The sequence below is a fragment of the Actinospica acidithermotolerans genome, assembly GCF_018139625.1.
GTDB lineage: Bacteria > Actinomycetota > Actinomycetes > Streptomycetales > Catenulisporaceae > Actinospica > Actinospica acidithermotolerans.
Map to the genome: position 1 here is coordinate 1 of NZ_JAGSOH010000300.1, position 904 is coordinate 904.

At 76.5% G+C, this 904-nt stretch carries 1 protein-coding gene; it reads right to left on the reverse strand.

The features are described from left to right. Window positions 1-888, reverse strand: an 888-nt coding sequence (locus KDK95_RS34795) for a 5-oxoprolinase subunit C family protein (RefSeq protein ID WP_372463436.1), incomplete at its 3' end; no start/stop codon positions are given. Window positions 889-904 lie beyond the last annotated feature (16 nt).

Consider the following 904-nt stretch of genomic DNA (forward strand, 5'->3'; position numbering starts at 1 on the left):
GGTGGTGGCCGTAGGCGCGGCAACCGCCAGTGCCGCGGGCTGATCGCGATCTCGGCCCGGCGGCGGGAAGAGGAGGGAGGCGACGGCTGCGCGGGGGTCGGTCAGGAGGGCGCGGCGGTGGTCGCGGGCGGCGGCGGCGGTTCGCGGCGGGACGGCCTGGAGGCGGACGCGGTCGCCGGGGCGGAGCTGGCCCAGCTTCCAGAGGTCGGCTTGGATGACCGCGGCGGGCACGACGAAGCCGCCCAGGCTGGGGCCGTCGGGACCGACGATGACCGGGGTGTCGCCGGAGACCATGATCCCGCCGACCGGGTACGCGGAGTCGTGGATGTTGCAGGGGTGCAGGCCGGCCTCGCCGCCGTCCGGTCTGGCGAACTCCACGGCGGGGCCGGCCAGGCGGATGCCGGTGCGGTCGCTGCGGTGGTCCACCTGCCACTCGGCGGCGAAGAGGCGGGCCAGGGCGTCGCCGGTGAAGTAGTCGGGGGCTCCGTGCGGTCCGGGGATGACCCGCAGGGTCCAGGATCCGGCGAGTTCGGGGAGGATCGGGGTGAGCACGGCGGGGGCGGCGCAGTTCTCGTCTCGGCCGACGGGCAGTTCGTCGCCGGGCTCGAGCGCGCGGCCCGAGCCGCCGCCGAAGCCGCCCAGCAGGAACGTCGCCCGGCTGCCCAGCACGCGGGGGACGGCGAAGCCGCCGCGTACGGCCAGGTATCCGCGCAGGCCGGACGGGCCGCAGGGGCCGAAGTCGAGTACTGATTGGTCGGGGACGGCGAACGGTTCGCCGGGACGGATCGGGCGGCCGTCGAGTAGGGCGTTGCGGCAGGCGCCGGTCACGGCGGCCAGTACGTGGCCGGCGATGCCTTCGCCGCGGCGCGCGTGCTCGCCGACGCCCACGCCGACGTCCATGACC